The following is a 14,943-nucleotide window of genomic DNA, read 5'->3' as shown; positions in this document are numbered from 1 at the left end:
TGTGAACGAGATCTTCGACGACAGTACGCTGACGGAGGTCGCCCACCTGATCTGCGGGGACGACCCGCCGCTGCTCTACCGGAAGGGGTACGAGATAGCCGCGTTCTTCCAGCGGGCGGGCTGGGACGACGTTCCGGAGTACGACGGCACGCCGAGACACAAGTGGGCCCGGGAACTTCTCAAGGAGCGGCAGGAAGACGGCACGGACGACGCCGAGCGCGCAATCCTGCGCCTGGCGAACCGCCTTGAGTACTACAACCAGCAGCAGGAGTACCACGCCACACTGAAGCGGCTCAACGAGATACTCGTGCTCGACGGACGTCGGGTCAGCGAGGACGGAGGCCGGCTGGTCCTCGTTCGCTGCGAAGCCGGATTCGAGGACGAAGAGCGGCAGCTGCCGCGCGTTGAGTTGAAGGTCTCCGTGACGGAGGTGGTGAGCGACCCCGAACTCGCCGCCACCGTGCAACTCCGACTGGACGAGGCACGCACCTGCTACGAACACGGCGCTTACACGTCGGCAGTCATCATGCTGGGCAGCCTCTTGGAGGGGGTGCTCGCGCATGCCGCGCAGGTCCGCGCCGCAGGCATACGCATGCCGAAGCCGTTGCGGAACATGGGACTGAATGACTTCGTAAACTTCGCGTACGAGAACAAATGGATCGAGCACGATGCCAAGCTGGCCTCGGAGCTCATCCGGCAATACAGGAATCTCGTCCATCCCTTGGCGGAGAAGCAGAAAGGACACAGCCCGAACCGCGACACGCTCGACATGTGCTGGCCGGTGGTGAATGCCACGCTGAACGATCTGGCGGCAACGGCGGCAGCTTCCCCGGTTACGCCCCATCCGCAGGCACCTGCGAACGGTGGGCGAGGTCGAAGCGTCAACACCCCTGCCCAACGCCCGACGCCAGCTTCTGTCGCACGCCGCCGCCCGGGACTGGGAACTGCGTCGGGTGCCTGAATCCGCTGGCAGGCCGCTGAATTAGAACGAGAAGGGGGCACTGAGCTCTCCGCCAGTGCTCTCTCCATCTTGCTCCGGCCTGCGAATGGGTGACGCCGAGGCTCCCTCGGTGGGCGGGCTCTTCCTTGGCCGCAGTACACGCATGGCCAGAACGGTTCAGTCCTCCCGCACACCCTTGTCGGCCGGCAGCGGCCGTTGCGCGCCTGAGTCCTCGCTCCGTCTCCCCTCGCCGCGATCCTGCTCGCGCGCGTCGCTGCCCTGCCGCCTATCCGTCCGTCCTCCACTCCCGTGCAGAGTGGGGCACTCTCCGGTACTGAACGCCGCGCAGTTGGCGGCACTGACCAGACGCGTCTGCGTCGTTCGGGGCGTCTGAAGCGACGCTTCGGTTGTGCTTCATGGGATGGCCGAAGAAGTTACTACCAGGTTGTCTTGACGGAGCTTGGCGGACACGAACGGGGACACCCCGCGGCGGCAGGTCCGGCTCTGTTTTTCTCGGCCAGAGCGCCGGACCGGTCCGGGCTGACGCCTCCGGGCTGCCCATGCCGGCAGCTCGGAGAATGCCCGTCACCGCAGGTCACAAGGTGCGTCTTCGTCGTCGAGGCGCCGCGGATGATCACCGATTCGTCACCAGTTACTGACCCCATCTCCAAATTGTGAGCACAAAACCCACACATCCCTCTCTTCAGATGGGCCCCGATGGTCTAGATTGACCTTGCTTCGCATGCTGTGACACGAAGCGACAAATGATGATCTATGGGTCGTCGCTACGGACAGCCGGCAGCTGTGTCTCCGGCGCCGGCCGTGGGGACGATCGATTTTTGGGGTCCGCGAGGGGGCCTTGGGTGGGGGAGCACCCGAGGTTTCGACGGGTTCCCGCGCACCTCGAGTGTTCGGCAGGGCATGTGGGTCCCTGCCGTGTGGGTGGGTTGCTCAAGTTGCGCTGAAACAGCCGAAATGTCATGTGTGGCGCGGGGGCGGGGGCCTCCCGCGGGGGAAGAACGGCTTCATTCGACTACGTACCACTGGGGACCGGGGGGTTTCTGTGCGGCAGGGGGGATTAGTCGGCCCTTTTCCGTCGGCGCGCGGGCGTCTGACGGACGGGGCGATCAGCCGGCCGGCGAATGACTGGGAGCAGCGGTACCGCCGTACCGTGATCACCAGCGATACCGTGGCCACCGGCTTGGTGGTGGCAGCGATCGGCAACTTCTTCGGGGCCCGGGACGCGGCCAACTGGCATGAGAAGTGGGGAATTCTCGCCTTCGGCACCGAGCTACTGGTGCTGGGAGCGCTTGCGGTGAGCCGGTCGTGGGCTCCGGCCGTGCTCGGCCAGGGCGCCGAGGAATTCCGCCGGCTCGGACGCTCACTGTTCACGGCGACCGTCGTCCTCGCGCTCGGCGGGATCGCCCTCACCTCGCGCAACATCAAGCTCTGGATCTTCGTCGCGATCCCCGCGATCGCGCTCGTCACCATGACCGAGCGCTACGTCCTCCGTCTCCGGCTGCACAGACAGCGGAAGCAAGGGCTGTGCCTGAGACCGGTGCTCGCTGCCGGAAGCCTGTCCACCGTGCGCGACCTGATCTCCCGGACTCGCAAGTTCCCGCATCTCGGTTGGCGGGTGGAGGCGGTGTGTGCGACGGACGGTTTCGGGTTCGACGGTGACCAACTGGACGGAGTGCCGGTCGTCGGCCCGCTGGTGGACGTGGCCAACCACGTCCACCGCGACGGCTACCGAGTCGTCGCGGTCACACCGGACCCGCACTGGACACCGGACCGGCTGCAGCGGCTGGCCTGGAACCTCGAAGACAGCGATGCCGAGATGGTCGTGGCCCCCGTGCTGATGGAGGTGGCAGGGCCGCGACTGCACGTCGACGCGGTGCTCGGGATCCCGCTGCTGCGGGTCAGCATGCCGACCTTCACCGGGGGGCGCCGCGCGGTCAAAGAGGTCGTCGACCGGATGGGCGCGGCGATCCTGCTGGTGCTGTTCGCGCCGCTGATGGTGCTCGTCGGGCTGCTCGTGGTGGTGGACAGCCGGGGCGCGGCGTTCTACCGGCAGCGCAGGGTCGGCAAGGACGGCCGCGAGTTCACCATTCTCAAGTTCCGCACCATGGTCGCCGGGGCCCACGGGGCGCGTGCGCAGCTGGCCGACCGCAACGAGGGCGCGGGGCTGCTGTTCAAGCTCCGCCGGGATCCGCGGGTGACGCGGGTGGGAGCAGTGCTGCGGCGGTACTCGATCGACGAACTCCCGCAGCTGTTCAACGTACTCACCGGATCGATGTCGCTGGTCGGACCGCGGCCTCCGTTGCCGGAGGAGTGCGCCGCGTACGGCCCGGACATCCGGCGGCGGCTCCTGGTCAAGCCCGGGCTCACCGGCCTGTGGCAGATCAGCGGACGCAGCGACCTGCCGTGGGAGGAGGCGGTCCGCCTCGACCTGCGGTACGTGGAGGACTGGTCGCTCGCCCTGGACACAGTGATTTTGTGGAAGACGCTGCGTGCGGTGCTGCATGGACAGGGCGCCTACTGATGCGCGGGGGGCGTCGACCGACCGGCGCGCGGATCGCAGGCCGCAAGGGCCTGCCTGGGGGAAGTGACGGGGCATGAGAGTAAGCGTTTTCGGGCTCGGATATGTGGGCTGCGTGTCGGCCGCGTGCCTGGCCGGCATGGGGCACGAGGTCATCGGGGTGGACGTGAACCAGGTGAAGGTCGACCTGGTCAACGACGGCAAGGCCCCGGTGGTCGAGGAGCGGATCGGCGAGCTCATCGCCGAGGTCGTGGGGACCGGAGCGTTACGTGCCACCGGTGACGTCCGCGAGGCGATCATGGGCAGCGAGGTGTCGCTGGTCTGCGTGGGCACGCCGTCGGAGCCCAACGGCAGCCTGTGCACCACGTACTTGGAGCGGGTCACCGAGCAGATCGGCGCCGCGCTGGCGGATCTCGATGGGCGCAGCGGGCGGCACACCGTCGTGTTCCGCAGCACCATGCTCCCGGGCACCTGCCTGAACCTGCTGGTACCGATCCTGGAGAAGTACGTCGGCGGCACGGCCGGAGTGGACATCGGGGTCGCGGTCAACCCGGAGTTCCTGCGCGAGGGCACGAGCGTGCGGGACTTCTTCGACCCGCCCAAGACCGTCATCGGCGAGCTCGACACGGCGAGCGGCGACACGGTGTCGGCGCTGTACGACGGCTTGCCCGGCGAGGTGTTTCGGGTGCCGGTCCCGACGGCCGAGGCGATCAAGTACGCGGACAATGCGTTCCACGGCCTCAAGATCGGCTTCGCGAACGAGCTGGGCGCGGTGTGCCAGGCGCTCGGGGTGGACTCGCACCAGGTGATGGACGTGTTCCTGGCCGACCGCAAGCTGAACATCAGCCCCGCCTACCTGCGGCCCGGCTTCGCCTTCGGCGGCTCCTGCCTGCCGAAGGACCTGCGCAGCCTGGTCCACGCGGCGCGGCGGGCCGACATCTCGGTGCCCATCCTCTCCCACGTGCTGCCCTCCAACTCCGACCACCTGGAGCGCGCGGTGCGGCTGGTCGAGCGCACCGGCAAGCGCCGGGTGGGCCTGTTCGGACTGTCCTTCAAACCCGGCACCGACGACCTCCGCGAGAGCCCGCTCGTCGAGCTGGCGGAGCGGCTCTTCGGCAAGGGCTACGACCTGCGGATCTTCGACGCCAACGTGAGCCTCTCCCGGCTGATCGGCGCGAACCGCGAGTACATCGAGACCCGGCTGCCGCACCTCGCGCAGCTGCTCGCGGACTCCGTCGAGGAGGTGCTCGAACACGCCGAGGTGTGCCTGGTCGGGACCAAGGACCCGGCCGTGCTTTCGGCACTGCCCCATGGCGGCAGCACCGTGCTCATCGACCTCGTCCACCTTCCCGACGCCGAGGCGCGCCGGGCCGAACCGGGGTACGTGGGCCTTGCTTGGTAAGGGAAGAAACGACGACCGCACGGACCGGCGCGCGCTGATCCTCGTGGAGAACCTGTCGGTGCCGTTCGACCGGCGGGTGTGGCAGGAGTGCACGACGCTGCGCGACGCGGGCTGGGAGGTGCACGTCATCTGCCCCCGGGGGGAGAAGCGGGACACGGATCCGGAGGCGGAGATCGACGGGGTGCGGATCCACCGCTACCCGCTGCGCGCCGCCACCGGAGGACCGGCCGGCTACCTGCGGGAGTACGGAACGGCGTTGTGGCACACGGCCCGGCTGGCCCGCAAGGTCGGCCCTGTCGATGTCGTCCACGCCTGCAACCCGCCCGACCTGCTGTTCCTGCCGGCACTGTGGCTGAAGCGGCGCGGCGCGCGGTTCGTCTTCGACCAGCACGACCTGGTGCCCGAGCTGTACCTCTCCCGGTTCGACCGCGGCGAGGACCTGCTCTACCGCGCCGTGTGCGCGTTGGAACGGCTGACGTACCGGGCCGCGGACGTCGTGCTCGCCACGAACGAGAGTTACCGGGACGTCGCGCTGCGCCGTGGCGGCAAGCGGTCGGCGGACGTCTTCGTGGTGCGCAGCGCGCCCGCCACCGAGCGGTTCCAACCGGTGCCGCCCGAGCCCGAGTTGAAGCGCGGCAAGCCTCATCTGCTGTGCTATCTCGGCGTCATGGGCCCGCAGGACGGCGTCGACTACGCCTTGCGGTCCCTCGCGAAGCTGCGCGACGAGCTCGGGCGGACCGACTGGCATGCGGTGTTCGTCGGCTCCGGCGACGCCTTCGACGCGATGGTGGAGCTCTCCCGGCGGCTCGGGCTCTCCGAGCAGGTGCAGTTCACCGGGCGCATTCCGGACGCCGACCTGGTGCGCTACCTGTCCACCGCGGACGTGTGCCTTTCCCCCGACCCGCGCAATCCGCTCAACGACGTGTCGACCATGAACAAGGTCCTGGAGTACATGGCGATGGGCCGGCCGATCGTCTCCTTCGATCTCCGGGAGGCGCGCGTCTCCGCCGGTGACGCCGCCGTCTACGCGCCCGCCAACGACGAGGCCGAATTCGCCGGGCTCATCGCCCTGCTCCTTGACGATCCGGAGCGGCGGGCCCGGATGGGCAAGATCGGCCAGGAGCGGATCAGCGGGCCGCTCGCCTGGCGGAACTCGCAAGCATCGCTGCTCGCCGCCTACGCCGCTGTGTGCCGCGAGCACACTGCGGTGTCGGCGGGCGACCCGGTCCGTACGAAGAAGAGGCCGCGCCGTTGAGCGACGACACGATCCGCCTGGTCACCATCGGGCGGATACTCCGCCGGCGCTGGCGGCTGCTCACCCTCCTCATCGTGGTGGGCGCGCTCGCCGGCTACGGCACCTCGGTGCTGTTCCCGCCGCGTTACACGGCGTCGGCGTCGGTACTGCTGCCGGGGCAGTGGGAAGAGCGCGAGCTGCTGACGCAGGTGGACATCGCGACCAGCTCGTCGGTGGTCGACCTCGCGGCCGCCGGGCTCGGCTGGCGGGACGTCAGCGGCGGCGAGCTGCGGGAGCGAGTGACCGCCAAGGCCGCCGACGGGAACATCGTCACGATCTCGGGTACGGCCGACACCCCGGGGCGCGCGCAGCGGCTCGCCGACCAGGTGGCCCGGCAATTCGTCGGATTCGCCACGCGGATCGCAGGCGGCAGCACCGACCCCGACGCGGCTACGGGGACCGAGGCACTGCGGCAGAAGGTGGTGGAGACCAACCGCCGCATCTCCGACCTGGCCGCTGCGGCCGATCCGGGGCGGACCGTGGAGAGCGTGCAGGCCCGCACCTCGCTCGAGAAGCTGCGCACCTCCCTGGAGGAGGCCATGACCAAGCTGGACGAGGCCGACCCGGCGGCCGACAAGGCCGGCATGGTCGTCATGGGGTCGGCGGTCCGGCCGACCGGTGCGGCGCCGCCGACGAGGATGCACCTCATCGTCGCCGGGGCGCTGCTGTTCTTCCTGCTCGCGGTCGTCGGCCACCTCGTCGCCGCACGGATGAATCGCCGGCTGCGTACTGAACCGGAGATCGCCGCGGCGTTGGGCTCGGCGCTCCTCGGCACCGTCGACGTACTGGATGAACGGCGCGCGCACCGGCCGGAAGGCCGTGGCCCGCGGGCCCGGATCCGCCGAATCCTCGGCGTCGACACTCGGTGGGACATACCGACTCCGCCGTGGTCCGGCGACGAGGGCGGCAGGCGGATCCGCTATCGGCGGGTGTGCGCCCGCCTCCGGGACCAGCTGCCGGCCTCCCGGCGGCTGCTCGTTGTCGTACCGGACGGCGACGAGATCGCACTCCGGGCCGCCGAGCAGCTCGTCGCCGAGGCACAGAGCGAGCCGATGCTGCGCGTAGTGGAGGTTTCGGTGGACCGGCCGATCGTGCCGGACCGCGACACCGAGTCCGGCGTCCTGGTCGTCCTCAGCGCGGGCAGTTGGACCGCGGAGGAACTCACCGGCCTCGCCGAAGCATGTGCGGACGGCAGGCACGAGGTCGTCGGCGTCGTCGTCGCCGGCCCGGTCCGGGCCCGTCCGACGCGGCCTGTCGGCGATCCTCCGGACGACAACGCGACTCCGGCGCTCGCGGTGCGCGGCCACGCGACGGGAGGTTCGGCGTGACGACGAGCACGACTCCCCAGGAGTCGGCAGCCGCTCCGCTGCTCGACCTGCAGGCGCTGGTGGTGGCGGTGCGCAGACGCCGCCGCCTCTGGTGCTCCTTGGCGCTGCTGGGGCTGCTGGCCGGCGCGGCGGTGGCGGTCCTGCTGCCGCCACCGCCGACCGCTGTGACCAAGGTGCTGGTCGTGCACAAGGAGGACCAGCCGAACGACACCGGAACGCTGATCCGCACCGACGTCGAGCTGCTGGGGACCACGCGGATCGCGGGCAAGGCCCTGCAGTCCCTCAAGTCTCCGGAGAAGCCGGAAGACTTCATGCGGGACTACCGGGGCACCGGCCTGACCAACAACCTGCTGCAGATCGATGTGACGGGTGACAGCGACGCGGAAGCGGTGGCCCGGGCCGAGGCGCTGGCCGATGCGTTCGTCGCGGATCATGTGAGGCGGATGCGGGAAGCCGCGAAGGCCGAGGCCAAGGCCCTGGCCGACCAGCGTGACCGGATGCGGAACGAGCTCGCCCGGGTCAACAAGGCCATCGGAGACCGATCGCCGAAGAGCGACCCGAAAGCGTCGGCTAGTACCGAGTCGCTCTTCGCCCGCCGGGCCGAACTCAACTCGCGGATCGCCGACTTCGACCAGCGCGCCGCGGACGCGGGCACCGGCACGCCCAAGGTCACCGCCGGCACGCAGATCGTGGACGCCCCGCGCGCGGTGCGGCACTCCCTGCCCAAGGCCGCCGCCACCGACGGCGCGATCGGATGCGTCCTCGGGCTCGTCCTCGGACTCGCGCTGGCCGCGGTCGGCGCGGTGGTGGCGGACCGCCCCGTGCTGCGCCGGGACATCGCGGCGAACCTGGGCGCCTCGGTCATCGCGGAGCTGCCCCGGCCGGGCTGGCGGTGGCAGCGTCGACGGACCCGGGCGGCACGCGAACGCCTCACTACGACCCTGGCCCGCACCGTTCGCGGCTCCGCCGAACCGGTGTCGCTGCTGGAACTGGGCTGTGCGCGCAGCACGAGCGAGATCGCCGCGGACCTCACCAAGGCACTGGGGGCCGAAGGGCCGGTGGTCGGCGTCGGCTCGGTCGAGCCCGGGACGGCGTGGACCGACCTCCAGTACCTCGGCACCCGGACCGTGCTCGTCGTGTGTGCCGGGCACGGCAGCGCCGCATGGCTGCACACCGTGGCGCGGCAGCTCGCGGACCGGCACATCCCGGTGATCGGTGTGGTGCTGATCGATCCCGATCCGCGTGACCGGACCGACGGCACGCTGTGGGACGGGCCGCACACCGCGCTGCGCGGCCACAGCGAGCTGCCGGCCCGCCAGAACGGGACGGGCAAAAGGCGGCGGACGGAGCGGGAGCCGATGCCGGCCGCACGAGTCACGGACAACGACCAGGAGGCGAGGTAGGACATGTGTGGCATCGCAGGCACATACCGATGGCCGGACGGGAAGGCCGTGACCGACCGGCTCACCGAAACCCTCGCCCACCGCGGTCCGGACGGGGCGGGCCGGTACAGCCACTCCGTCAGTGACGGCGAAGTGCACCTCGGGCACCGCCGGCTGTCCATCATCGACCTGTCCGGGACCGGCGCCCAGCCGATGGTCTCGGACGGCCTCGCCCTGACGTACAACGGCGAGCTGTACAACGCGCCCGAGCTGCGTGCCGAGCTGGCAGCCGCCGGGGTGCGCTTCCGCGGCACCTCCGACACCGAGGTGCTGCTGGAGGCCTGGCGGCGCTGGGGCATGGACTGCCTGCCCCGGCTGCGCGGCATGTTCGCGTTCGGCGTCTTCGACGAGCGCACCGGCGAACTGGTGCTCGCCCGCGACCAGTTGGGCATCAAGCCGCTGTTCCTGCTCCGTCGCGGCGCGGGCCTGGTGTTCGCCTCCGAGCTCAAGGCGCTCGCCACCGCGACCGGCGGATCGCTGGAGGTGGACCACGCGGCACTGGTCGCCTCGCTGCTGTACTACTGGGTGCCGGACTCGCGCTGCGCGCTGCGCGAAGCGGAGAAGCTGCCGCCGGGGAGCTGGCTGAGATGCCGCCCCGACGGCCGGGTGGAACGTGGCCAGTACTGGAACCTGAAGGACGTCGCCGCCGAGGGCCAGGAGCGGGCCCGGACCGGCGAGCAGCCGGACCTGGCCGCCATCGTCGAGGAGTCGACCCGGCGCCACCTGCTCTCCGACGTCCCCGTGGCGACCTTCCTCTCCGGCGGCCTCGACTCCAGCTGGCTGACCGCGCTGGCGGCCCGCCACCAGCCCGGGATCTCCGCTTACACGATCGGATTCCGCGCCGAGGACGCCAAGTTCGAGGCGATGCCGGACGACCTGCGCTACGCCCGGCAGGTGGCGGAGCGGTTCGGCGTCGACCTGCATGAGATCGAGATCGCCCCGAACGTGCTCGACCTGCTGCCGCAGATGACGTACCACCTGGACGAGCCGATCGGCGACCCCGCCGCGATCAACACGTTCCTGATCTGCCAGGCCGCCCGGGAGGCCGGGGTCAAGGTGATGCTCTCGGGGATGGGCGCCGACGAGCTGTTCGCCGGCTACCGCAAGCACCTGGCCAACAAGATCGCGCTGCGCTATCAGCGCGTCCCGCGGCCCCTGCGGCGCGGGGTGTCCGCGGCCGTGGACCGGCTGCCGGTCGCCACGGCCCGCCGCGGGTACCGGTCGGTGCGCTTCGCGAAGCGGTTCCTCTCCTTCGCCGACCTGCCGGAGGAGACCGCGTTCCGGCGCAGCTACACCATGTACGACCAGGACGAGCTGCTCGGCCTGATCAATCCGGACCTGGCCGGGACGGTCGACGACGTACTGACCGAGCACGCGGACGTCTACCACGACAACGACCTCGACGACTTCGTCAACCGCATGTGCCTGGGTGACGCCCGGATGTTCCTGCCGGGCCTGAACCTCGCGTACACGGACCGCTCCAGCATGGCCGCGTCGACCGAGGTGCGGGTGCCGTACGTGGACGTCGAGGTGGTCAAGGCGGCGTTCGCCGTGCCCGGCGACCGCAAGATCGTCGGACGGCAGGGCAAGGCCGTCCTCAAGGAGGCGGCCACCTCGATCCTGCCCCGGGAGATCGCGTACCGGCCCAAGGGCCTGTTCAGCGCCCCGCTGCGGGCATGGATGAGCCGGGATCTGGCGCCGCTGGTGCGCGAGGTGATCAACGACGGCGAGCTCGTACGCAACGGGCTCCTGCGCCGCGACGCACTGGCGCGCATGGTCGCCGAGGACGCCGCCGGGCAGCGGGACTTCTCCAAGCATCTCTGGCATGTGCTGACCCTCGAGTACTGGTATCGCGGCGCGACGTCCAAGGAGTTCGTGTGAAGCAGGTTGTGCAGAACTACAAGAGCGGCGAGCTGTCGGTGCTCGATGTGCCGGTGCCGGGGTGCAAGCCGGGCGGTGTGCTGGTCCGCACCGCCTTCTCGCTGATATCCACCGGGACCGAGATGATGAAGGTGTCCGAGGCCGGCATGTCGATGGTGGGCAAGGCCCGCTCCCGTCCCGACCAGGTGGCCAAGGTCATGCAGAGCGTGGCCACCAACGGGGTGCCCGCCACCTACCGCAAGGTGATGGGCAAGCTGGACTCCTACACGCCGCTCGGCTACTCGCTGTGCGGGGTGGTCGAGCAGGTCGGCACCGGGATCGACGACGTGAAGGTCGGCGACCTCGTGGCCTGCGCCGGCAACGAGCACGCGCTGCACGCCGAGCTGAACTGGGTACCGAAGAACCTCTACTCCCCGGTGCCGGACGGCCTCGCGCCGCGGCACGCGGCCTTCGGCACCGTCGGGTCGATCGCGCTCCAGGGCGTCCGCCAAGGCGAGTCACGACTCGGCGAAGTGGCACTCGTCATCGGCCTCGGCCTCATCGGGCAGCTGGTGGTGCAGCTCCTCACCGCCTCGGGAGTCCGCGTCGTCGGCGTCGACCCCGACCCGGTGCGCTGCGAGCTCGCCGAGCGCTCGGGCGCCGCGGCCTGCGGCGATCCCGCGTCCGCGGCCGTGGAAGCCGCCGTCGCCGGACTCACCGGCGGTCACGGCGTGGACCAGGTGTACCTGGCCGCCGGCGGCGGCAGCAACCAGCCCGTCGAGCTGGCCGCCAAGCTGTGCCGGGACCGCGGCCGGGTCGTCGACATCGGCAAGTGCCGCCTGGACCTGCCGTGGAACGCGTACTACGAGAAGGAGCTCGACGTTCGGTTCTCCCGTTCGTACGGCCCCGGGCGTTACGACCCGTCGTACGAGCTGGAGGGCCGGGACTACCCGATCGGCTACGTGCGCTGGACCGAGCGCCGCAACCTGGCGTGCTTCCTCGACCTCGTCGCCCGCGGCAGCGTCGACGTGGAGCCCCTGATCTCCCACGTCGCCGCCTTTGACGACGCAGTGGAGACGTACCAGAGCCTGAAGGACGGCGAACTGAAGGCCGTCGCCGTGCTGTTCCGGTATCCCGAACAGACTGTGGAGGTGCAGGCCCCCGAGGTCGCCGTGCCCGCGGTGGCTGTGTCCACTAAAAGCATGAAGCCGGGTCCGGCCCGAGCCGCCAGGACGCCGGTGCGACTCGCGTTCGTCGGCGCGGGAAACTACGCGACGTCGATGCTGCTGCCGCACCTGGCACAGCGCGAGGGGGTCGAGTTGTCGACCGTCGTCACCACGACGGCGCTGTCCGCGGCCAACGCGCAGCGGAAGTTCGGCTTCGCCGAGGCGACCACCGACCTCGACGCCGTGCTCGGCGACAAGTCCATCGACGCGGTGTTCGTCGTCACCCGGCACAGCTCGCACGCCGAACTGACCCGAAGAGCACTGCTGGCCGGCAAGACCGTGTTCGTGGAGAAGCCCCTGGCCCTCACCGAGGACGAACTGGCCGGGGTGCTCGCGGCGGTGGAGGAGTCCGGCAACGACCGGCTGCAGGTGGGCTTCAACCGCCGGTTCGCGCCGCTGCTGCAGGAGGCCAGGAAGCGGTTCGGCGCCCGGACCGGTCCGGCGAACCTCCGCTACCTGGTCAACGCAGGGCGGCTGCAGCAGGGGAGTTGGTACCTCCAACAGGGCACCGAGGGCTCGCGGTTCGCGGGCGAGGGCGGGCACTTCATCGACACGGCGAGCTGGCTGCTCGACGCCGACCCGGTATCGGTGTACGCGGTCGCCACGACCGGCAACGAGGATCTGCAGGTCGTGCTGCGCTACCCGGACGGCTCCACCGCCACCCTCAGCTACGTCACGAGCGGTCCGGCGAGCCTCCCCAAGGAGACGCTCGACCTGGTCGCGGACGGCAAGGCGCTGCGGCTCGACGACTTCGTCCGCGCTTCGGTCTATGGCCATAAGCGGTGGGTCAGTTCGCGGCTGCCCAAGGCCCGCGACAAGGGTCAGAACGCCGAACTGGCCGCGTTCATCAAGGCTGTTCGAACCGGCGGCCCAATGCCGGTGCCGCTGGAGTCGCTGGTCGCCACCACCGCGGCCACCCTCGCCGTGCAGACCGGCCTGGCCGGTGGTACGCCGGTGACGCTGGCGGGGCCGCGATGACCATGAGTGCGGGCTGGTACCTGCGGCGCCTTTCCCGGATGGGGCCGCAGGAGGTCGCGGGCCGGGCGGGCGACGCGGTGCGCAGACGGCGGTGGCGGTCGGCGCGGCCCACCTGCCCGAGCGTGACCGGCGCCCGGTTCACCGCCGTACTGCCCGCCGGGACACTCGCCGCGATTCCGCCGGACGCTGCGAAGCGTCTGATCGCCGAGGCGGACCGGCTGATGTACGGGCACGCCGAGTACTTCGGCGTGGTCCGCGACGACCTGACCGACCCGGACTGGTGGTACGACCCGAAGACCGGGCGCCGGGCTCCGTGGGGCTACGCCTTCGACGTGCCGTACCGCAACGAGGACGCGGTCGGGGACGTCAAGCAGATCTGGGAGCTGTCCCGGCACCAGTACCTCACCCAGCTCGCCGCCGCCTACGCGATCACCGGGGACGAGCGGTACGCCGAGCGAGTGGCCGAGCACCTGCGGTCGTGGTGGGCGGCCAACCCACCACTGCGCGGCGTGCACTGGATCAGCGGCATCGAACTGGGCATCCGGCTGCTCTCGTGGGTGTGGATCCGCCGGCTGCTCGACGGCTGGCCGGGCGCGGCCGGGCTGTTCGAGGGCAACCCGGTGGCACTGAACCAGGTCTGGCACCACCAGCGCTGGCTGGCCGCCTTCCCCAGCCGGGGGTCGTCGGCGAACAACCACGTCATCGCCGAGGCCGCCGGGCAGCTCGCGGCGTCCTGCGCGTTCAACTGGTTCCCCTCGTCGGAGCGTTGGCGGACGGGCGCGCTGCGGTCGCTGGAACGGCAGCTGCGCGGCAACACCTACCTTTCCGGCCTCAACCGCGAGTTGGCCACCGAATACCACGGGCTCGTACTGGAGTTGGGTCTGGCCGCGGTGGCCGAGGCGGATGCCGCGGGCGTGCCGGTCCCCGCGACCGTCCGGCTCGTGCTGTTGCGCATGACCGACGCGCTCGCGGCCGTCGTGGACAACCGGCTGCGGCCGCCGCGCCAAGGCGACGCGGACGACGGGCACGGTCTGATCCTGGACGGCGCGGGCACCGACCGCTGGGCCTCGCTCCTGGCCACCGGCGACGCGGTGTTCGGCCGACTCGCCTGGTGGCCGGAGGTGACCGGCACCGATGTGCGTACGCCGCTGCTGGCCGCGCTCATCCAGCCCACCGAAGTGACCGTGTCCCGCCCGGCGAGCCGGCCGGCCCACTTCGCCGACGCGGGGATGACCATCCTGCGCGGTCCGGGGGAGATCTGGGCCCGCTGCGACGGCGGCCCGCACGGCTTCCTGTCCATCGCCGCGCACGCCCACGCGGACGCGCTGTCCGTGGAGGTCCGGCACGACGGGGTCGACGTGCTCGCCGACCCGGGGACGTACTGCTACCACGGGCAGCCCGAGTGGCGGCAGTACTTCCGCTCGACCCTCGGCCACAACACCCTGCAGCTGGACGGCGAGGACCAGTCCGTCTCCGGCGGCCCGTTCCTGTGGACACGGCATGCCCGCAGCCGCGTCCTGGTGGCGGACACCTCTCGCTGGTGTGCCGAACACGATGGCTATCAGGGCTCCGTGCACCGTCGCCTGGTGGAACTGACAGCTGAGCAACGGGAGTTGAAGGTCTTTGACGAGGTGCGCGGGCCGAACCGGGACGTACGCCTGGCATTCCACCTCGGCCCGGCGATCGCCGCGGACCTGACCGGCAACCGGGCAGTGCTCACCTGGAACCGGGACGGCGAGGAGCGCTCCGCCGTGCTCGACCTGCCCGGGCAACTGTCCTGGCGGGCGCATCGCGGCGAGACCGAACCGCCGCTGGGCTGGTACTCCGCCGGCTTCGGGCGCAAGGAACCCACCACAACGCTGGTCGGCACCGGCTTCGCCGACGGGGTGGCGGGCTTCACCACCGTGCTCAGGTTCCGCGGCTAGGGGGGGCGG

9 protein-coding genes are annotated in these 14,943 nt (G+C 70.6%); all 9 read left to right on the top strand.

Translation table 11 applies throughout. From position 1 onward, the window contains the following. The first annotated feature begins 1 nt into the window (after position 1). The 9 genes from ACZ4MH_RS22725 (at position 2) to ACZ4MH_RS22685 (ending at position 14,934) form a co-directional block, all read left to right on the top strand. Complete coding sequence (locus ACZ4MH_RS22725) at positions 2-961, top strand: hypothetical protein (protein ID WP_351591432.1); 960 nt, start codon at positions 2-4, stop codon at positions 959-961. Positions 962-2,003: 1,042 nt separating this feature from the next. Next, a complete protein-coding gene (locus ACZ4MH_RS22720; protein ID WP_351591435.1) occupies positions 2,004-3,482 on the top strand; it encodes a sugar transferase in 1,479 nt (492 codons plus the stop codon). Between the two features lie 73 nt (positions 3,483-3,555). After that, on the top strand, positions 3,556-4,881 hold the full coding sequence (locus tag ACZ4MH_RS22715; protein ID WP_351591438.1) for a nucleotide sugar dehydrogenase: 1,326 nt from the start codon (positions 3,556-3,558) through the stop codon (positions 4,879-4,881). A 43-nt stretch (positions 4,882-4,924) separates the two neighbouring features. Next, positions 4,925-6,136, top strand: a complete 1,212-nt coding sequence (locus ACZ4MH_RS22710) for a glycosyltransferase family 4 protein (protein ID WP_351591489.1) — start codon at positions 4,925-4,927, stop codon at positions 6,134-6,136. Continuing rightward, positions 6,133-7,503 (top strand): Wzz/FepE/Etk N-terminal domain-containing protein, encoded by a 1,371-nt coding sequence (locus ACZ4MH_RS22705; protein WP_351591441.1) that lies wholly within the window; start codon positions 6,133-6,135, stop codon positions 7,501-7,503. The genes ACZ4MH_RS22710 and ACZ4MH_RS22705 overlap by 4 nt, the downstream gene beginning before the upstream one ends. After that, positions 7,500-8,906, top strand: a complete 1,407-nt coding sequence (locus tag ACZ4MH_RS22700) for a Wzz/FepE/Etk N-terminal domain-containing protein (RefSeq protein ID WP_351591444.1) — start codon at positions 7,500-7,502, stop codon at positions 8,904-8,906. The genes ACZ4MH_RS22705 and ACZ4MH_RS22700 overlap by 4 nt, the downstream gene beginning before the upstream one ends. 3 nt (positions 8,907-8,909) lie before the next feature. Further along, complete coding sequence (asnB, locus tag ACZ4MH_RS22695; protein ID WP_351591447.1) at positions 8,910-10,826, top strand: asparagine synthase (glutamine-hydrolyzing); 1,917 nt, start codon at positions 8,910-8,912, stop codon at positions 10,824-10,826. Further along, positions 10,823-13,009, top strand: coding sequence for a bi-domain-containing oxidoreductase (locus tag ACZ4MH_RS22690; protein ID WP_351591449.1), 2,187 nt, complete (start codon positions 10,823-10,825; stop codon positions 13,007-13,009). Before asnB ends, ACZ4MH_RS22690 begins: the two co-directional genes overlap by 4 nt. Beyond that, positions 13,006-14,934 (top strand): heparinase II/III family protein, encoded by a 1,929-nt coding sequence (locus ACZ4MH_RS22685; RefSeq protein WP_351591451.1) that lies wholly within the window; start codon positions 13,006-13,008, stop codon positions 14,932-14,934. Before ACZ4MH_RS22690 ends, ACZ4MH_RS22685 begins: the two co-directional genes overlap by 4 nt. Positions 14,935-14,943: the final 9 nt, after the last annotated feature.

The sequence above is a fragment of the Streptomyces sp. NPDC026301 genome (assembly GCF_055567935.1).
This window is presented reverse-complemented; position numbering and strand designations above follow the sequence as displayed.